Raw genomic sequence first — 20,921 nt, 5'->3', positions numbered from 1 at the left:
CTATGCATTGATTAATAGGGAATAAATTTCCTCTATTGAGGTCGTCCCGTTTTCCAATAAGGCAAAGGCCTTATCGGCAAGGGTGTGGTAGTTATAGTTTATGTTGTCTTTAATATTATGTGGCTGTTCCTTGATTACAGAAACGATTTCATTGGTCATCGGAACTACCTCATAAATTGCTTTTCTGCCCTTATAACCCGTGTAATAACAATGTTGACATCCTTTCGGTTTGTAATAAGATTTCAAGGGCTTGGGCATTTTATATCCCATTGGAAAATCTTTTCTGTCAAAAAGGGTCTCTTCTTTACAATTGTCACAAAGTCTTCGCAACAGTCGTTGTGCTACCGAAGCGTTCAAGGTTTCGGCAATGTAAAATGCGGGCACCCCCATATCCACCAACCTTGAAATGGTGCCAATCGCTGAATTGGTGTGGATTGTGGATAACACCAAATGCCCTGTCAAAGAGGCTCTGATTGCCATCTTTGCCGTTTCGGCATCCCGAATCTCACCCAACATGATGATATCTGGATCTTGCCTTAAAAATGACCGTAACGCGCTGGTAAAGTTTAGACCTATGTCCTCTTTTAATTGTACCTGGTTAATACCCTTCAGTGTATATTCAATTGGATCTTCAACAGTAACAATGTTGCGCTTACTGTCATTCAATAACTTTAATGTGGCATATAGGGTAGTAGTTTTACCCGAACCGGTTGGACCACTGATCAAGACAATGCCATTGGATTGCTTGATGGCCTCATTGTAAATTTGATATTGCTCTTCCTCAAACCCCACATCTTCAAGGTTCAAGTGCGATGTATCCCTTCCTAATAAACGCATGACCGTTTTTTCGCCGTGCAATGTTGGTAATATGGATACCCTGATATCAAAGTCCTCAAAATTGATACGACCATCCTGAGGTAAGCGCTTTTCGGTAATATCAAGGTTGGCTTCGATCTTTATTTTGTTGATCATTTCCAAATAGGAATCATTTGGAATCTTATACTTTTCAATAAGCAATCCATCTATCCGAAACCGTACTCGGGCCTCCTCCTCATAAACCTCAAAATGGATGTCACTACTGCCTATGGCCTTGGCCTCTAAAATCAGGTTTTGAAGAAAATCTTTTCCAGCGGCAATGGTTTGGCCATTAGTGCTTTCTGTCGTGAACTCTTCTTTTCTGTAATATTCGTACAATGCCTTGTTCAATACTGATTTGGACACTTTATAGAATTCAATCTTTTTTCCTAGGTAAAGCTCCAACTCCTCTGAAACCGCATCAGAGGCATTCTCTTCCTCAATGAACAACACCAAAGTGTTATCAGAATCCTGTTTTGGCACAACGCGGTAGTGATAGGCAAGATCGGCATTGATGATCTGCCTAAGTTCAACTGCTATTTCTATGTTGTCCAAAAACTCCAAAACTATATATTTATAATAAAAGGTTTAAGTCGGTAATATGATTTACAAGGGTGGTCCCTATCAAGAATATGGCAAGGAATCCTGCCAAAGGAATTGTCCTGTACTTAGGATATAATGTTTTCATGATTCCAAAAAGAAGGAGGGAAAAGACCATGCCCAGGACAAAAAAACGGATATAGCCTCCAAACGAGAATAATGGTATTAAAGCAATAAGAAACAGTACATCGCCCCAACCGATCAACGTGTCAAAAGGATTCGTGTATTTTCCGTTTTTGACCGAAAAATATATCGCTACAATGGCGAAGTTGAAAACCAGAAACAGTAATGACCAGATCCATTGCAAATAGGCAAATTCCGCAAAAACCCAATTCATGGAAACTCCTAAAACGAATATGGCAATAGGCAGCATTACATGGATTAAACGCATTTTCATGTCCTGGTAGGTCACCAAAATCAAAATTGCCATGAGTACTATGTTCAATATAATCTCCATCAGTCTTTAACCGTTTCAATCAATAATTTGTTTTGGTCCACTTCCCATGTGTTGAAATTTCCATCCCCATCAAAGTCAGAAAGTGATACTGCCCTAGCCTTAAAGGAGTTTATCGAGGCTTCAAAGATTTCGATTTTATAGATGGCCTGGCCACCTTCGTTTATGGTTGCTGCCGGTTCATAACCTAGGGCCTCAAAATCATTTGAATATTTGGAGAACCTATAAAAATGGCTTTTTTGCAATCCGTAAAGGTGGTTCAACATGCTTTGTGCCTCTATGGCCTTGGCTTGGGCAATTACGGAAGTTTGGTTCGGCAATACCAAAAGAATCAATATGCCTATGATGCAAAGTACCACCAATAATTCTGACATGGAATAGGCTTTGGCCCACATACTTTTAGAGTGTGGGCTTTTGAACCTTTCGATTATCTTCTTTGTTCTCATATGCTATTAGTTTTGTAAAATTTTACTCAAATCAAACATGGGTGAATACATGGCTATCAAAACCACCCCTACTATGGATCCAATGACCACTATGATCAGCGGTTCAATGATGACACCTATCATCTTAGTCTGATGCTGTGTCTCTTCATCATATTGTTTGGCCAAACGTTCAAACATTTCATCCAAGGTATTTACCTGTTCTGCCACGCTCACCATTGATATCAGTTTAAAGTCATAGATAGAATGCTTTGCCAATGCGGTGGACAGTAGGGTTCCTTTTGAAACATCCGCTTTTACTTTTTCCAAGCTGGCCTCAAAAGGGTAAAAACTGATCATTTTTTGTACCAGGTCCAACGAGGTGATCAAAGGTGTTTTGGCACTTAGCAATAAGCTGAGTGATTGGCAAAAACGGGTGACATATAACTTTTGGATAAGATTGCCCAAAAAAGGGACCCTCAGCACAAATTTGGAGCGTATGGATCGGTATGATTCGTTGTTCTTGAAAACAAAATGTAGTACTCCCAAAACGACTATCACTCCAAAGAATACCGATACGATCAAGGTGAAGTTTTCAGAAAGTAGAATTACTTTTTTGGTTAATGACGGCAATTCCTTACCAAACTGTCTAAAGACCGATGAGAACATGGGCACCACATATTGTAACATAAAGTACAATACGCCTAAAGTCAATAACATTACAAAAGAGGGATAAGTAAATACAGAAACCATTTGCCGTGTCGTTTTTACCTTTCTGTCAAAAAACTGGCTTAGTTCATTCAGTACTTTGCCCAATTTTCGGGTCTCTTCCCCAATTTTGATACTGTAGTATTCATAAGCCGAAAACTCTCCCGAATCCTTAAAAGCTTCATACAATGATTTACCGCGTACCACTTGCTTGGTGATATTGGAAATAAACTGTTGATGTGCCTTCTTTTTTTGTTGGTTCTTTAATATATCCAAGGCCTGTCTAAAATCTACTCCAGAGTTCAACAGGGTGGCGAACTCTTTATAGAATTCTACCTTGTTCTTGTTTGAGAACCCTTTTTTGAGTTCCATTTTTAGAAAATCGTAACCCGCTCCCTTTTTTTGGAGGGTTTTAGACGCACTCGGTTGATATGTAGATATATTGATGCTCATTGTTTATTGTAAATCGAATTGATTCGATTTGCTGCTGAGATTTCCTTTCCCTCAAATAGGGTGAAGGGTTCACCACCCAATATGGTAGTGAGTTCAATACTTGTATGGTTTTTATTTTGTTTTAAAGCAACTTCTGAGAATGCAAGGTGAAATGTATCTTTTACCATATCCTTCCTATTCCGGACCACTTTGTCCATTAGAAACAAATAATTGTGCTCACCATCCCGAAAAGCTATTCTCAAATTATTTTCAGAGCTTTTTTCAATTGCCATTGCCTTAAAAATGTCAGAGGCCAATACCTGTTTGAACTGTTCAAAAACTACCATTTCCTGTTGGCGGACACTATAACTGTACAACTGCTTATTGAGCTGTACATAGATGCTGTACACCAGGCCAATAATCAATGAACTGATAACCATAGCGACCAATAGTTCTTGCACTGTAAAAGCTTTTATTTGTGTTATCTTGTTATTTCGATACCACATAGGTATAGTTCTTATTGCCGTTGGGCAGGTTTACGGTATACACTACTTTATTTGTGTTTTCCAATCCTTTAATCTGTTCCACTTTTTTAGTGATGGTGAACGAATCAAACGTATAATCCTCATCCTCCCACAATCGTTCCTCTTGGACGACCCATAAAAGTTCTTTCACCTTCTGTTCTGCCTTGTAATGGGGCAACCCTCTATCGTGTTTTAAAATAGTTACATAGACTACCATGGCTATAGAAAGGCATATCGCCACGATGACCATAGCGATAATAGATTCTGTCAGTGAACTTGCCTTTACCTTAAAGTGTCTTAATGATGCCATAAGCTTTGTTATCATTTTCCTTTATAATGCTTCCCAAGAAAATATCGGGAAGGGTCTTATTGTCAATGATGCCATCCTCTATATAGTTTTCATAGGATGAGGCTTTTGTCTTCAGATAAAAATTGTCAGTATACAAACTGCCCGCTATGCTACCGTTAAAAACGGTACTTCCTTCACAATAAACCTCACCCACCACTTGGGCGTTCTTATCGATTTGTACTAGATTAGACCCTGCATTATTACCCAATACACCAGTCATTACTATTTTTCCTAAAACCTGACTTTTTTCAGCCAAACTTATTTTGGTATCTTCAAGAGCTTTGCCTTTCAAATAAACACTGGAAGGATACCCTAGAATGACATCTTCCTGGAGGATGATTTTTTGTGAAGCAATTGCTTGTACCGTTCCTTCAAAACCTTTTTCAAAAACGATTACAGGGGCATCGACTATGATATCCTCAAATCTGTTGTTCTTTTTTATAAAAATGGAATCTTGGGAGTGAAGCACTATGTTTCCCACCAATTCACAATTATTGATTACGTTTTCGGTCAGCTGAACATGTAGTGGTTCTTCTTCAAATTCTCTGTATATGACTTTACCTTTTTCAAAGTCATTGAGAAAGTGTAAGGTGTCATTGCGTTGTTCCGGAAGAAAAAAGGTTTCCTTAAGAATGGGCAATTTATTGGTTGAACGCAGTTTTGTTCCCTCCATAAAAGTGAAGGAACTAAACGATTGTGTTGTAATATATCCTCTTTTGATTCCCTTTTTAGGTAATTGGGCATCTCCAATGATTTTGGCCTTGCCTACCATTTGAAGGGGTTTGTCATTGTCCACAAGATAGAGTGCAGGTTTTTGCGACAATTTTTGTCCTATAATGGCACTCTTTGACAGGGTATCCTTTTTAAAAGCGGTCTTTACATGTAAAATAGGATAAAGGCCCCATTGGGAAACACTTCCATTGGAAACAATTCCGTTTTCAAAAAGGTCGAGTTCCTGTGGACCGTTTTTAAGACTTTCCACTTTTGCTAAGTAATAATTCATGGCCGAACGATTGTTTTGCAACAATTCGGTACGGGTCTCCATATTTATGGCAAAGAGATTGGAGTAATGGCTCATAAGCAATAAGGTCGAACAACAAATGCCGACCAGAACACATACCATTATGGCATAATATAGGGAGCCTGCCTTAAGCATTGGTTTTTTTTTGGGGTTTATTTTTTTTCTTGAATAGGCGTTTTAAGAAGCCTTCCTTATCAGTAGTGGTATCGAGTGCTTTTTTATCTTTTCCGTTGTTCTTTCTTTTACCGTTTCTTTTCGGTTTTATCTTGGCGTCCCTTTCTTTTTTGGCAAAAAGTCTTTTAAAGAAATTATTTTTTTTAAGGGTTTCTTCGCTTACACCTTTTGTAGCTATGGTATCTTTCTTTTTAAATAGGCGTTTAAGAAAAGAGGTTTTTTTTTGGAGGGAATCATTGATGATGGAGTCCAAGGGAACCAATGCTCCTTTTTTGAAATACAGGGTGTCCCCTGTTACAGGATACATCCATTTTCCTGTTTTTAGACCTTTTTTGTAAGTGCCCAGTTCTACAATGGTCCCCAAGCTGTCCCTTTGTATATACTTTCCGTTACGTCTTCCGTTTTTCCAGCGCATTGCTGAAGCTACTTTTCCGTTAGAATGCCATGTAGTCCAAAGTGCTACTTTAAGGCCATTTTCAAAATATCCTTTTTCTGCAAGTTGGTTACTGGGATAATACCTGACATAGTCCCCATCCAATAGTTTTCCTGCATAGTTGTTTTGCGATGCATGCACTTTACGGGATTTGTACCAATGGTACGAGCGTTTTCCTTTGGCCTGCGGAGTCTTATCAGTGATATAGACTATCTCCTTATAACCTTTTTCATTGATGACCTTTCGGTTGGCATACTGTTCAAAAGTTTGTCCAAATGCTTGATCTGTGAACAGAACAAACAATACTAAAAAAGGAAAGGGCGTTTGCCCTATTTTAAAGAATTTGCATTTGGTTCTTGACTGAGTGTTCATGTTAGGCCCACGCTTCAGATTTTTAACTAAGGGCAATGTGCCCCAACCTAAAAAAACGTTTAATTGGTTATCTAAACAAAAATGTAGTCTACGGAACTTAGTTACAAATGGCTTTCGACAAAGTGCAGTTACCTACACATTAACTACCAAGGATTCGGTAAGAGGGTTCTTTTATCAGTCGTATTACCTAGAACAAAGTGTATTCAACAATGATGGGAAATGATGGAAAAACCATCATTGCGTAAGAAAAAGTCTCGAAAACAGTTTCGGAAAAGTATTGGCCCTCTTTACTGGGCCATCTTAAAACTTCAACATAGCTTAGCTAAGAAGAAAAACTGGACCTGGACCAGAAGGTAATGTGAAAAGAAATATCAATACCCAAAAACTCTTCTGTAATTGTTTTTTTGCCATTTTTCATTAAGTATTGATTTGAAATGATTTTTCCTGAGGACATATTGGCTTCTAAAAACTTGGAAGCTAAAGTGTTCGTTTCTCGCCCATGGATTAACGTAAGGTGTTGCACTGCTATAAAAGTTTGATTGACCACTTGGGCCGTAATATTCAAGTTGTCGGCTTCCTAGGGTAACACGCAGTCCACCTGCCCCAATAATTGAAACAATATCACAGTCTTTTGTGTTAAAGGCCCCGTATACAGCTTCCGGTCCCCACCAAACTAAGCGTATAAAAACTCCCTCATCATTTTCAGTACTTATATTTTCAGCAACTTCTTCTGGTGACACAATTCTGACTTCATTTTCATAATTTTTTTTCACCTGATCCAACGATAAATTGGTTATGTTACTTGCAAGAAGCAACGTTTTTGTCTTTAGATCTTCAATGTTTCTCTCTATGTTGAAATAACCCGTAAAGTCTTCCAACGTTTGCGACATGTCAATATGGTTGTTCAATACCTTCATCATAAATATTACATCGGCATTGGCAACTATATCATTAGGCGAATAAGAGAGTGAAAATACCGATTCAGAACTACCATCTTCTTCAAAATACTCAAGATCAAAAGAAAACATGACGAATTCCCCTTGTATGCGACTGACTTTAACTACCCAATTAGCATGTAAAAGCAAATAATCCTTCAACTCGGGAGTGGCCATGTTCCTTATTTCATTTTCAGTTTTGTACTCGATTTGACCTTTTGTCAATTTCCAGTATTTGGACAGTTCTTCTTTGATTGCCTTATTGTAGATAGTGTTAAAGTTAACTTCGTCATCGGTCAATGAATCTTTACCTTGAGTTGCAATCTCATTTTTTAGGGCTACCAGTAGTTTTTTTTCTTTTACCGCTTCAAGTACATCTTTAGGGATAAGCTTAAATTGGGCATGAACATTACTTGCCAAGAATAAATTAAATAGGACTATTGTCTTTCCAATTATTTTAATAGAAGGAATCAGGTTACGGGTTTTCATTTCACACACGTTTTTACAAACATATTTTAATAGCTTGACCCTAAAAAATACTTGTTGCAAACAGTCTTTTACTGTATGTATGTGTAAGAATTGTAGCTGTTAAACTTCAAAGTTGGATTGTTAGCTTTAAAAAAGAGTACCGTACAGATATTTTCAATACAGTTTTATGCAGCATCAGTATCCCGGAGACCCGTTTTTGGCAGTGGCTCTTTCTTATCTTTTCTTGCTCGGTACGACACCCGTCATGCTTCGGCAAGCTCAGCATAGGAAGACGGGGGCGCTAGCGGGGATTATGAAATTTGTATTTTTTGCTCATGTCAGTAGGATACAAAATGACTTTTATAGCTTACTCATGCCCGAGACTTTCTGTAAGCTAGCGCTAGCGGTTTTTTATAAAGTTAATTTGACTTAAAAATCATTCTATCAAATCATCATCTGTTTTGTACTTCAATTTATTAAAAATCCAATTTCCATTCATAAAAGTTTTATAGACTTCAATGGAATCAGCAACCATTTGATTTGACGTAACGGTGAAAACCTCGATTTTTTCTAACTGCTCTCCACCCAAAAACTGCCCTTTAATAATGACTGAACCGTCTTTATCGCTAAAAACTTTTATTTCTGCGTTTCCTTTGCAATCCGATATTTTCAAAACACCATCATAATCCATGACGGAGACTTTGAGTTCGACTGGGAGAACTTCGGAGATTGAATCTTTCGGAACCAACCCCACAAATTCATACATTAGAGATGCTTTGCATTTTTGCGATTTCTTTGTTTGCGAATTGCACAACATTAACGTAAATACGGCTAAAACTGTTAAAATTCTCATAGATTTTCAACAATATTGGATATTTTTTATCAATATATCAAAATAAGCTTGTCACGTAAATACGTCTATCCAATTTACAGTAGTAAAGCTTATAAAATAAACACCACTGGGATTATGAAATTTGTATTTTCTGCTCATATCGGTAAGATACAAAATGACCTTTATAGCTTACTTATAGTCGGCACTAGCTGCAAGCTAGCGCTAGCTTGCATTGTCTTTTATGTTACCGAAAAGATCACCAATGCCAAAGCTCTGCCTGAATACCTCCCTCGCATCTGTTTTCGCATATCTTTCCAATGCTTTTTTAACGATGCGCGAGTTTTCAAAAGTTTTGCTTATCACACCATTTACAGGGAAGATATAGTTTTCTGGGCCACCGCCCGTGATAAAGTTCTGTAACAACTGGTTCATCTTTTCGGTTTCCATTGGTCATTTTGGCCGTTGACTACAGGTTAAAATTAATCATCTCTTAAAACATTGGCATATTTTTCAAGCTTCAATTCTTTTATGGAATAATCAAAATTCTCCTTAAAAAGAGATTTCAGTTCTTGCGATTTTCCCTGATCGTACAATCCTACCATAAAATCAATGGCTTCTTTCATCTCTTTCATCCAATCCGAACTTCCATCATCATATTTTTGGAACTGCTTTAAGAATAGGGTATACAGTTCATCCTTTTTGGGATGGTTTGAAAAGTATGCAGCAAATACAAGCCCTTCAAGCAATCGAACGCTGTGCAGTTCTCTTTTATGAAATTGGGCAATGAAATCTCCAATGGTTTTTATACTTAGAACAGATTCTTCATTTTTATGTATTACATATTGAATTTCTTGTGTGCTATCAATCAAATTCTCATCATCAATCAGAAAGAGAGTTCCCAATTTATGCCTGCCCTTTAGCCTATTTCCGTAAGTTAGACTAATAACATCCTTTTTCATGAACAATGGCAGGAAAAATACATTTACATACAAATGTGTTCTGACCTTTTCAAAACAAAAACCTTGTAACAGCCCATTGTTCATAGGCTTAAATAAAAGACTACCCTTCAAAATAAAGCCATTATCTATTAAAGACTTTGGAACAAGATTTTTATAGTTCAAGCGTGTTCTACTCATTAAAATTCTAATTTGATTTAGTAGCCGTTGGTCTGATTTCTAGTATTGGTATTTCTTTAAGTTCAGCAGGCAATTGGCTTCTAATTTCCTTTATTCTCTTGGTTGTCAACCCAGCTTTCCCTGTTTTAAGATCAAAAATCGCAAATGGTTTGCCTTTGGTATCATATAAAATAGCATCTACACGTACACCTCCTTTTGATGCTTTACCTCCTTTGACCACTTCTCCTTTCACAAATGATTTTTCTATTTCTATTGCATCACCAAATTCTTCTTTAAGCAACTTGCCCCATTCCGTATGAACCTTGGTTCCCTTGACCGAAGCATTTACAGCATCTGCGCCAGCAGGGAGCGCTTCATCTGCCTTGCTGATCAAATTGCGCTTTACCGCACTCATGTCCAAAGCGGCATCCGCAAGTCTTGTCATACGTTGTATGGCTAAGCCCAAAACGCCCCCTGTAACCTCACTTGCAGCAGCGGTGGCAAAATACTTTAAAATATCTGTGCCATATTGGACATTGGCCCTATTGATGATTTCGTTCCGTTCTTTGTCCGTTGCAAAAAAGAGGCCTGCGGTCTGTTCGGCAGTAATCCCATGCACGGCCAATGCTACATACTGAAAACCAGCTTTTGGAACACCGGGCCCAGCATTTCTGAATACCTCTTGTTCTATGTGCAGAATAAACTTTTGGGACTCGTTCACATGCTTCACCTGTTTTCTGGTATTTCTATTGCCTGCCGTCCAACTGTGCCACTCAACATCATCGACATGGTTTAGTTGGAGGTGTGTTTCGCCCTTACGGTCCCTGAACAAGACATAATGGAACTCTTCCAAACCATCCAAATCAATGGAACTGATGGGCTTGTTACCTGCATATTGGTAGGGTGTGTACCACGGATATGTCTTGGATAGAGGGTCTACGCTTAAAAATTTGCCCAAGCGGGGATCATATACCCTAAAACCGTAATCATAGTGCAATCCTTGGCCCTTAATCTCATCATCCTTTTCTTTTCCATTGAACCCGTAGCGGTATTCTTGTGAATCGAAAGTTCGACCTGGTAGGGGGGAACCGAAGGGGTAGTAATTATTGTAGCTTACCACGTTCGCTGAAAGGGTATTACCATTAGTGTCTAAATTCTTTCTGTCACTCACAACAACCCTAACATTGCCTAAATGGTCTTTAAGCTCATAATATTTTTCTCCTACATTACGGTACACCACCCCGTTGGTGGCCGCAGGGGTCACCCCATTAATGGTATAGGGTTGGTAGGGCTGGTAGCCTGTGGTACCGTTGTTGGAAGTTGGTAAATTGTTCAAGCTCACAATATTGGTGGCGGTCAGGTTATACTCCTTTCCGTTGTCCGCTCCTTGGGTAAAATTGTAGAATTTGTTATTCTTATTGGCCCTAAGATCACCAATATCATTCGCCAATACCTGCCCGTCAGATACCCGTATAATCCGCACGGTCTCTGTATTGGTGCTTACTTCTTGTGCACGTTGGGTATAATACAAATCCGCTCCTGTATTTATCAAAGAACCTTTGCCAATATTCCCACCAATGGTTGTTTGTTGGGTACTGCTCTGTAAAGGTAACCAATCTTCATTTAATTGCCATGTACGCAGTTCGGCCTCGCCAAGGCCTGTCCACTGTGTGGCCAGGGCAGTGTAGTTGTACATACTCAGGGTATTACCATCCAAGGCCACTTGTAGTTCTCCGCTTCCTTGTACATCATAGCTTTCAAAGGGATCCAATACGGCACCCTCTTCGGTTATGGTACCTGTACCATCTATGGCAAAGCGTACCAGGGTAGCCTGTGGTGGTGTGGTAATGTTTCCATCCACATCGACTACCGCTTCGGTATGCGTTGTGGCATATACAAAGGCACGCTGCATTTGGCGATCGTCCACCACGGCCATATGGCGGCCATAGTTGCTGGAGCCCAATTGTACGGTGGCAACTACTTCTAAACTGCCTGAAGCTGTGCTTAAGGTCGCTGTGTGCAAATTGCCCGTTACATCTTTATAGAACAAGAAGAACTCATCATTGCGTGCCGGATTTTTTACCACCACACTTTTTGCCAGATAATCTACCGCTTCTGCAGTGTCAGAATTGATCAATTGCAAGCCATTGATCAACCCACCATCGGTATCGTAGATTAGCATTACCCCATCTTCTGGGTCTGTGTTAAAATAGCTACTGGCCACCACACCATACCCCAAGGGGTTTTCTTCCACATCTTCGATCAAGAAAATGTTGTTGTCCGTAATCACTGGGGTACCGTCGGCATCTTGTATCAACATACTGTTGTATAGCAACTCTACAAACTCACCATCAACTGTGGTAGTGGTCAGGTTGGTGCCCGGTACGGTAATCAAATTTCCATCGGTATCAAAAATATCTTGGTCCACTTGTTGTGCCAGTAATACATTGCCTAAGGCAACACTGTTGATTTGCTCTACAAACTCCAGCATCACGGCATTGTAATCCGTCTCACCGCTAAAGTTGTAAACCGTACTGTAAATATCTTCTTTTCGGGTATCTTGCCCAATGCGGTCACTACCGTACATGGGGCGTTCGCTCATTTTAAAAGTGGCCCTATAACTGGTATCCGTTGCATCACCCGGGAACACTTTTGCATCTTCACGCTTGTAAATGCCCATCACGTTGCCTTGCGCATCCAAACTGTAATAGGTGGTCTCCATAGCCTCGGGATTGTTCACCTGTGGGCCATTGCCGCTTTCATAGGGTAAGCGGTTCACCTGTTTCACAATACGGTTGCCCATGCCATCATAGGTAAACTTCATATGCACCTTTTGAGTGTTGGGATCTCCTGTATCATCAGGAACGATCTCGGATACCTTGCCTGAGGTGTTCCATACATAGGTGAGTCCTTCACTATTATCACGTACCAACTGCCCAATGGCATCATAGATATAATTATCAGTATTTTGATTGGGCAGATCGTTAATTTCGGCACTCACCTGTCCTACACCATCATTTACATGGGTCAATTTGTTGGACAGGTTGGGGTCTGTCAAATCGTAATTATAGGCCAAATCGTCCATCAACTGCCCATCGTCCTTAAAGCGTTGCAGGGTCAATAAGTTGCCATTGCCATCATAACTGTAATTGGTCTTAAAGGCATCGGTCTGTCCGTTGATCGGTTCAAACACCTGACTGGCCTCATTAAAGGCTTGGGCGGTGGCTTCTTTGATACGATTCAACTGATCATACTGGTATGCATTGCCCACCACATAACTGTTTGCATTTTTGGCCTTTGCCTCTGCGGCCGTATGTGCCGTCCACGTGCTGATGTTTCCGTTATATAGGTCTTGATTTGTTCCATTGATCTGATTGACCAATACGAATGGGTTAGCGGCTGTCAATCGGCTGTCAAATACCCCATCACGGGCAAAATCACCTCCGTAATAGCCCAGTGCCATCCCAAATTCATCTTGGGCATGGGTATTGGGCGCATCGCCTTGGGTATTCACACCATCTGGGTTAAAGGCGTTCTGAGCCAAATCGGGCGTATTGATACCCTTTAACCACCCGTGGATGGTGTAGGTGAAATCCAATCCTTGGATTCTGTCTTCACCCAGCTCCGTACGCGCCAATGGGCCGTGCAGGTAGTAGTCATATCGAGCATCCTCATCCCAAAGATGGCCGTCTTTCGATGTTTTTACCGAGATAATACGGTTATCCTCATCATAAGCGTATTGGTGATGGTACTCATCAACCCTACCTATGTTAAAGATTACTTCATTCACGTTGCCGGATATTAAATCATATTCATAAGCCACTGTAGTCTGTCCAATGGATGGCAGGTCTTGTACGATCCACTCTACATTCCCATGGGGGTCGTAGCTATAATACGTATAGCTTTCCTGGCCGTTTTTGTCTAGATTGTAGATTTGGCTCACGCGGTTGCGCAAGAACCGTTGTTCCCCGCCTTGATAGGTAATAGTGGCTCTATCGTTAAAGGTGGTTTGTATGTATTCTACTTTCTCTGCCAATGGGATGGACAATGCCACACTTTCATCGGCTTGGTCGTTCACCAAGAAATCTACCGGAAAGTTTTTTCCGGCCAATTGCGCTTCACCTGCTTCAATGATTCTACCTAACTCATCGTAAATGCTATATGAGAACGCATTGTCGGCAATTTGACGTTCGTTTTGTGAGTATAGCAATTGCCCAATATCATTGTAGAGGAAATTAGTGGTGCCACCATCAGGGGTGTTTTGACTGCCCAATTGCGAAATGCTATTGTAATCGTAGCCCGTAACGTATGTGTGATTAGTGGGCACCCTCGCAATGTTGCCATCGCCGTCTGTGGCCACGTTCACTCCGGCAGGAGGTACGGTACGTACCAAGTTGCCCGCACGATCATAATAATACAGCGTATAATGGTACACATCACTATTATTGGCATAGGCCAAGCTGACCGTGTCGTTAATTTGTTCTATATCTTTCAAGAAATTGGCTACGCTCTCACGTGATACTTCTTGAGTCTCCGCAATACAGCGTTCCACCTGGGCGGACAATGCCAATTTATAGTTTGATGGACCAATGGGATCCACCTCAAAAGTTCGTGGGTTCGGGTTTTCATTCTCTTGGATCACCCTTGATTGCCATGATAGGTTGATATTGTACTGGCGTGCCACTTCGGGCTGTGTTACCGTGGTGACCAAGCTTTCCGCAGTACAACCGTTAGCATCTGTAATCCTTACGATATAGTCCCCTGGGGTGATGCCTATATATGTGGAAGTGCCGCCCTCTGGTACTGTTTCTTGATATGCAAAGGATTCATTGGTTACTTCGATACCCTCAAAATCGGTGGTCGTCAGAATTTCATACCACCTAAAGGTATAGGGAGCGGTCCCAGAAGTATATCCTGATGCAGTTGGGCCACCACTTCCCGCAATGGCCTCACAGGCTGTTTGCACGTCTTCAATAAAAGGGGCTTCCAATGGATCCGGATCGGTCAATGTAAAGGTCAATGGCACTGGAGCATCACAGCCTTCAGCATTGGTTACAGTAACTTGATAGTTACCCGCTGCAAGACCGATTGCCCTATAACCTGTTGAAATTACCTGGCCACTTTGGTCCTCCCACTCATAGTTGAAGGTACCTGAGCCTCCATTGATAACCACTTCTGCACTACCCGAAGCTTCACCGGTGCATAAGGGATCTATGGTGTTTAAAGTAGCAGAAAAGGTCGCACTTGAAGTGATGCTAAAAAATCTATCTACAAAACAGGCAGAAATATCGTCGGTATAGCCTGAAGCATCAGGTCTCACCACAATTTTATAATTGCCCTCTCCCAATCCGTTCAAATCCAACTGGTTGGTGATACCACCTATGGTTTGTGGTGTGCCTATAAAGTCCCTATCTGGACTATCTACATCATAAACCCCAAACAATACTTCATAGGTAGGCACCGCGAAAGAAGAACAGGTAGGAATGTTGTCATTTATATTTACTATAATGTCTTTGGTCTCATTGGCAAAACAAAGTTCTTCGTCAGTAGGTTGACTGACCGTCACTTGATAGGTTTCAATAACAAAAGGTCTTGTATATACACAACCGTTATCTGCACTAATTTCCAACGTATAAGCGGCATTGGGTGCAACTCCGTTAAGGACATGGGTTTGCGTATCAGGGAAATTTCCTGTAAAATTTGAAATATCGGTTCCTGTTTGATTGTCGGTTACAACGGCGCTGTATGAAGAGCCGTTTAACACACTGTGCAAATCGGCTGTATCAAAACTCATCGTTACGTCGCCGGATAAAACGCCGCATGGCAATAAGGTTGTACAGAAATTAGTAATTGGATTACCAATGGTTGGGATATTCAAGGTCTGCTCAAAAGTACAACCATAGTTGTCCCTAAAACTAATGCTAAAAGGGCCTTGAGGAAGATTCTCTACTGTGATAGTCTCACCATTATTCACGAATTGGCCAATGGTCACGCTACCCACAGGGGAAGCGCTCACGATTTCAAAGGGCTGCTGTTCTGTAAAACCTGTACCCGCCTCTCCAGTGGTGGTAACAGAGACACTTGCATTAGACTGGCCTACACATGTAATGCCTTCAATCAGGCTCATGCCAATACTGCCCCCAGGATACACCTCCACATCCAAACTTGCATTTCCTGTGCAGGATGGACTATTGTTCCCCAATGGAGAAACACTTAACTGTAATTGGGCTGTATTGGTCAACTCAAATGTGAATTGATTGTTGTTCTGTGAGACAGGAGCAATGTTCCAATCAAATTCATAGCCTGTATAATCGGTAACCCCTACCAATTCCACTGCCACGGTCACTGGTGTCCCTTCACAAACAGGAGTACTCGTTATGGGCGTTATGGTCACCTGTGGAAGGGTGATCTGTGCCGCATTGTCCGTGCCTTGAGCTGTAGTGATTTCCAAATTGCAAGCCTGTGCGTCGAGCACGCAAGTAGCCTGCCCATTCTGCACCACATCTACCGTATAATCAAAAGAAATGGTATTGAAATCGGTTAGGTCAGTGAAAATACTGAACGATTGTGTCCTATTAGTATTTATATCGCCGATGTCCCATGTCAACACATTGCCATTTTGAACAGGTGACGGTGTGCCATTGGCAATCCCACCATAGACTACACCTTGGGGTAAGGTCAACCGTAATTCTTGCTGGGCCACATCGGGATTGGGGTCATTGTTTTCCAAAATGATGTCAACCTGGTTTTGAGTGTTGCACACCAAAAAGTCGCTTGCAGCCACATCAATAGTCAATTCGGGCAATACAACACCATTGATGGGGAACAATCGGTTGAACAACAAGTTGATATTGTCATTGCAATTGGTACGGCCATCTAGATTGAACTGCACGGGAATACCTGGATCCATGGTACAGTCTGCCACCAGATTTATAGTGAACGTAATTTCATTTTTACCGGCCAAGCGTGAACCAGGGATAGTGTTATCTCCAATACCTATACCTGGAGTGCCGTCAGCCAGTAATAAACTGGTTACCAATTCGGAAACCTTAACTTTAAAATTGTTGGATGTCGTTGTATTGTCCTCTATAAAATTGGCCACATTGACCAAACCAATCACTCCGTCGTATTCATATTGAATGTTGGCAATATCCTCTGGGGTAATACCCTGTGGCAGGGTCACCGTTAATTCTGTATCGTAAACATTGGCAAATTTTGAACTAAGCACATTTACCTCATAGGATAAGGCTTCACATAAATCTACTTGATCTTCCAAGCGGTTGACCTCCCAAGTTAGATCACCTGTTTTATAGCGCAGGGTAAGCTCTTGCTCATCCAAGCGGTATTGACATGAGAGTACATCCGGGTCTTTAATGGAAACAATAGCATCCAAGGTAGCCTGATTCGCCCCATCCAAGGGGTATTCCCCGCAGCTCCAACTAGAAAGTAGATCGATATTCTGTACTGCATCATTTTCACAATTGATATATTCTACCCTAGGGTAAACGGTCACACAGGTCGATTGCGAGATAGATCCGACCTGAACAAGCATGCCCTTGGGCAATCCATCTGCTGTTTGCCCATAAAAAACCACAGGGTAATCAAACAAACCGTCAGGGTCAGACGATGCTCCTACGAGTCTGGTTCTTAAATCATCAGTTTTAAGCTCCAAAGCAATCCATGTACCTGACATATTGCCATTAAAGCTAGTCGATTCGTTACAAAACAATACCGGCCAACTTACGGATTCTTCAAAACCTTCTTGGGTAGTATTAGGGCTAATTGTAAATGGAACATCTTGATAGAATCTTGAACCCGTTCCGTTAATATTTTGAGGATTGTCAGATTCCAATAGATCAATATAATTTGCCGATCTTGGATAAGATACAGAAGCACCGAATGCAGGCACCTGAAAATTTGTTTCACAATCAGCTTCGATTATTTGAATTATGTTCAATTGCCCGAATCTTTCACTTGCCTCAAGAACCGTGTTATTCTCAAAAGTAAAATCAACTTGAGGTGAATCCAATGGATTAGTATTGGTCATTGGCAATTCAGGGTTCGTATTCGGGAACGAGCTATTGGAGACTTGGGTAAAGTATCCATCTAGCCCAAACTTATAACCAGCAGGCAACGTTGTGCTATAATCATCTACCAGAAAAAGAGGCCTAAATTCGTTAGGAAAATCATCTCCAGTAGTTGCAGAACTAATTGACAAGAATGTCATTTGTCCTCTACCGTTGCAAAGAACGCTTGGAAAGCTAGTGCTCGTTGAGAAAGATGGCATGAGAAGTGACATGGTTGTGCCAACACTGCCTGTTGAACAACCAAATTCTTGAAGTCCCATTCTTTTACCATAAAATTTAGCACGGAAAATTGATAGGTCGTGAACACCAAAGGGTAAGTTAAGACCCGATTTGTTCAAAAACTGGAGCTCTAGATTGGAGACCGTAATATTTTGCTCACTGACGTTATTGTAACTATGCACTATCTCGTACAGATATGTGATTCTATTGTTACCATCAATGCTGGTTGTTGGATTTGTTAAAGGAAAAGTACTTCCATTAATTTGAAGTTGCCCATTAGTCTCATGGTTCAGCATAGCTACACTTGTACCTTCCGGCAGATTAAATGCAAATTCAAAATAAAGTCGGTCATAACTGCGAGCTGTAGCATTGGCCAATACTTTTCCCTGGGCCTGAAACAACACCTTATCTCTAGGATAGGCAGCCTCTAGATTAATGTCAGGAGTGGACGCATTCACAAAAGCGGCTGTTGCCAATTCGCCATGTGTATAATAAATTTCCCCATTTCTTACCTGAGTGGGAGGCGTGTAACCAAAAGTATTTCTTTGTACATCAAATGAATCGGTGGCAAAATCGCAAGAACCACCACCGCCTCCTCCAGTATTACAGGAATCATAATCTGTAAATATAGGCTCTGATTCATCTATTAAATTTATTAATTGTAAATCAGTAAAGTCTCCACATGCATCTAAGTACATTTTCCACGAAACGTTACTTATTTCGGGGGCTCCGTCACTACAACCCACGGTAACATCAAGTTCATAACGACCAATGGTGCTTCCTCCCAATACACGATATTGATTGTTGCCCAAAGCTTGTGGTATAAATGTTTGTGTAGACCCAAAGTTGGATATCCATCGAACTTCATTCAATACATATCCCTCTGGTAAAGTGAAATCAGAAAGATAATTACCAAATGAAAGTAATCCACTTGGAGAAATGGTAGGGCTTCTCAAATCATGATTAAAGATGAGAGTGGCTGTGTCATTGGTTTGTAATTCTAGCGGTAGATCAAGTGATGGTGCGCTTCTTTCACCCAAGAAATAGCTCATCGAATTTGTATTCCCATTATAATTTGAAGGGGTACAATTGTTGTCTTGATAATAAATTCGGGTCAATCCCAATATTCGGGACTTTACATTTTCAAAAGTTGCTGCATCCCATGTGGGCATTAATTTAAGACGGAGTGTTAATATTTGACCTCTAGGAAGGTCATCATAAAAACCATCTTTATCAATATCATCCAATCCGATTCCAACACCATCAGGGTCAGTTGTGAAATTTGGGTTGTCATCAATGGTCACAAGGAAGTTATCTGATAAATCTTCATCGGTCAAGGTGAGCCCTGCAATAGTATATTCAAAATCTGATGAAAGGTTAAAATCCCTTATTACTAAATTGAAGGCTGCATCAGATTCTGGTATTGTCGAACCTGAACCCCTATTTTCAAAGCCTATTTCAACCTCACTATCATCACCACAAATATCTCCTGAATCGATTACCGTCAAGAGCAATCTAAATTGCCCTGAAGCCGTCGATGAATTGAAAATTGCAGGACGACCTGAAACGAAGGAAAGAAAGGCAATAGAGGTAGCCTCTTGATCTCCTTCATTACAAACGGTGTTAGTACAACCCCAAGTTACTGTATAATTAGTCTCCAGTGCAGATTCACAAGTACCGGGGAGTAAAGCTACACTATCATTGAAAATCATGGATTCATTTTGATCAAAAAAGGCATCTCCATTCCCGATTGTTGAAAAATCGGAAAAAGTATAAGCGTATCTATTTACATTAGGGTCCGTAGGTGATACACCCGTTGAAGTAGGAGTCAACACTTGGTTCCCCAGGGAAAGTTCAGAGAATTCAATACGATTGTCAACGTCTACATAAAATGTATACTCAGATAGTCTTCCAAGCCCTGAATTACGTACCTCTATCTCACGGGTAAAGACTGTTCCATCTGCGTCTTTTTCCAATACTCCTGTAAAAAGGTTCACATCATCATCAGCAACTTTTACTTCTAGTTCGGCAAAACGAACGTTATAGGATTCAGAGTTACCGGTAAAACTGTTAGGGGAACCATTATTAAGGCTATAGGTGATGGTATTCTCATTGCTCACCTCAAATTCGGTTTCATCACCAAAGGTACTATCAAACTCATCTAAAAGCTCGCAGCTACCAGCAATGGTATAGGTAAAATTTAAAGTAGAATTTCCCGCTACATCTGGAAGCATGAAAATAGGATTTCCTATAGTGGACCCAGAATCCAATGGATAATCACTTGCCATTGGAATATGTGAAACCCCAATAGGTAAGCTCGTGGAGAAGGTGACTCCAGTTGCAATTTCAGAAGAAGAATTTGATATAGTGATTGATATAGTGACGTTTTCCCCGCAAAGATTCAATGAGGCCGAAGCATTGGTCTCTACCAATAGATTATTGTCTGACTGGGCATTCGCAAATATGCTTACTAAAAAAGCAAATGCTATGATGTAATAGTTTTTCATCTTCAGTTGGTTTTATTGGATTGTTTGCTGGTAGGTGTCTATTTGATTAAAATCCTTATCAATTAATCTTACCACTACCGATGGTTCCTTTAGCATTCCAAAATCATGGTTGAATTGAAAGGTGATGTTATCAAGAAAGACAAGGTTTTCCACCCCCTCAAAATAGAGATAGTAGTTCCCATCTTTTTTCTTGTTAATTGAGGCTTCATATATCACCAATTCCACTCCTTTTTCAAAAAAATGTATCTGTATATACTGCGTATTTGAATTCTCAGAAAGTTGCATCTGCATTGTATAATTTTGATCATCCAAACGTTGTATCTGATAGTCAAATAAGGATCCTTCTTGGGCATTGGTCATGCCAATACAGGCAATGTAAAGTATGATGATTGCAATTATTCTTTTCATGGCTAT

General features: G+C 40.5%; 14 protein-coding genes. All 14 read right to left on the bottom strand.

What is annotated here, in order from left to right; all coding sequences use genetic code 11:
• Positions 1 to 1,419 carry a GspE/PulE family protein gene (locus LV704_RS01065; protein ID WP_317164655.1) on the bottom strand — a complete coding sequence of 473 codons (1,419 nt, stop codon included), beginning with the start codon at positions 1,417 to 1,419 and terminating at the stop codon, positions 1 to 3.
• Between the two features lie 10 nt (positions 1,420 to 1,429).
• Complete coding sequence (locus LV704_RS01060) at positions 1,430 to 1,885, bottom strand: hypothetical protein (RefSeq protein WP_205597899.1); 456 nt, start codon at positions 1,883 to 1,885, stop codon at positions 1,430 to 1,432.
• 26 nt (positions 1,886 to 1,911) lie between these two features.
• A complete protein-coding gene (locus LV704_RS01055) occupies positions 1,912 to 2,355 on the bottom strand; it encodes a type II secretion system protein (RefSeq protein WP_233782114.1) in 444 nt (147 codons plus the stop codon).
• A gap of 6 nt (positions 2,356 to 2,361) precedes the next feature.
• Positions 2,362 to 3,492, bottom strand: coding sequence for a type II secretion system F family protein (locus LV704_RS01050; protein WP_163423453.1), 1,131 nt, complete (start codon positions 3,490 to 3,492; stop codon positions 2,362 to 2,364).
• Complete coding sequence (locus LV704_RS01045) at positions 3,489 to 3,932, bottom strand: type II secretion system protein J (protein WP_163423454.1); 444 nt, start codon at positions 3,930 to 3,932, stop codon at positions 3,489 to 3,491. Before LV704_RS01045 ends, LV704_RS01050 begins: the two co-directional genes overlap by 4 nt.
• A gap of 28 nt (positions 3,933 to 3,960) precedes the next feature.
• Positions 3,961 to 4,305: a hypothetical protein gene (locus LV704_RS01040; RefSeq protein ID WP_163423455.1), complete on the bottom strand. Its 345-nt coding sequence runs from the start codon at positions 4,303 to 4,305 to the stop codon at positions 3,961 to 3,963.
• Positions 4,283 to 5,500, bottom strand: a complete 1,218-nt coding sequence (locus LV704_RS01035) for a hypothetical protein (RefSeq protein WP_163423456.1) — start codon at positions 5,498 to 5,500, stop codon at positions 4,283 to 4,285. The genes LV704_RS01040 and LV704_RS01035 overlap by 23 nt, the downstream gene beginning before the upstream one ends.
• On the bottom strand, positions 5,493 to 6,344 hold the full coding sequence (locus LV704_RS01030; RefSeq protein WP_163423457.1) for a toxin-antitoxin system YwqK family antitoxin: 852 nt from the start codon (positions 6,342 to 6,344) through the stop codon (positions 5,493 to 5,495). Before LV704_RS01030 ends, LV704_RS01035 begins: the two co-directional genes overlap by 8 nt.
• A gap of 371 nt (positions 6,345 to 6,715) precedes the next feature.
• Positions 6,716 to 7,768 carry a hypothetical protein gene (locus tag LV704_RS01025; protein WP_163423458.1) on the bottom strand — a complete coding sequence of 351 codons (1,053 nt, stop codon included), beginning with the start codon at positions 7,766 to 7,768 and terminating at the stop codon, positions 6,716 to 6,718.
• Between the two features lie 415 nt (positions 7,769 to 8,183).
• On the bottom strand, positions 8,184 to 8,600 hold the full coding sequence (locus LV704_RS01020; RefSeq protein WP_205597900.1) for a hypothetical protein: 417 nt from the start codon (positions 8,598 to 8,600) through the stop codon (positions 8,184 to 8,186).
• Between the two features lie 201 nt (positions 8,601 to 8,801).
• Positions 8,802 to 9,026 (bottom strand): hypothetical protein, encoded by a 225-nt coding sequence (locus LV704_RS01010; protein ID WP_163423460.1) that lies wholly within the window; start codon positions 9,024 to 9,026, stop codon positions 8,802 to 8,804.
• 32 nt (positions 9,027 to 9,058) lie between these two features.
• A complete protein-coding gene (locus tag LV704_RS01005) occupies positions 9,059 to 9,715 on the bottom strand; it encodes a hypothetical protein (protein WP_163423461.1) in 657 nt (218 codons plus the stop codon).
• A gap of 7 nt (positions 9,716 to 9,722) precedes the next feature.
• A complete protein-coding gene (locus LV704_RS01000) occupies positions 9,723 to 20,507 on the bottom strand; it encodes an RHS repeat-associated core domain-containing protein (RefSeq protein WP_163423462.1) in 10,785 nt (3,594 codons plus the stop codon).
• A 12-nt stretch (positions 20,508 to 20,519) separates the two neighbouring features.
• The gene (locus tag LV704_RS00995; RefSeq protein ID WP_163423463.1) at positions 20,520 to 20,915 is read right to left on the bottom strand and encodes a hypothetical protein; all 396 of its coding nucleotides are present in this window, start codon (positions 20,913 to 20,915) and stop codon (positions 20,520 to 20,522) included.
• Between the last annotated feature and the right edge of the window lie 6 nt (positions 20,916 to 20,921).

Origin of the sequence: Flagellimonas sp. CMM7, from assembly GCF_021390195.1 — a bacterium.
Lineage (GTDB): Bacteria > Bacteroidota > Bacteroidia > Flavobacteriales > Flavobacteriaceae > Flagellimonas.
This window is presented reverse-complemented; position numbering and strand designations above follow the sequence as displayed.